Below are 211 nucleotides of genomic sequence, written 5' to 3'. Positions count from 1 at the left end.
GCTGTAAGACAGAGCACCAAGGTATTCGGTGTAATCTAATTCATCATTGCTGTTTTGACCTGGGTACATGTAGCGTAAAACGGTAAAGTCATAGCCAATACCTGTATCACCAAACTCATTAGCAAAGCCAACATAAAGGTCAATCTCGATATTGCTGTCAGAGCTATCACTTAAGTTTGACGCCCATGTTCCAGCATACAGGCCAGATGCG

The 211-nt window shown here is 43.1% G+C and carries 1 protein-coding gene; it reads right to left on the bottom strand.

Features of this window, described 5'->3' with window-relative positions; all coding sequences use genetic code 11:
• On the bottom strand, nucleotides 1-211 hold a 211-nt coding region (locus B4K20_RS10655), incomplete at both ends, for a TorF family putative porin (protein WP_289282868.1).

It is taken from the genome of Methylophaga sp. UBA5088 (assembly GCF_002414625.1).
GTDB lineage: Bacteria > Pseudomonadota > Gammaproteobacteria > Nitrosococcales > Methylophagaceae > Methylophaga > Methylophaga marina.
The sequence above is the reverse complement of the archived record's forward strand: the minus strand, read 5'-3'. Positions and strand labels throughout refer to the sequence as shown.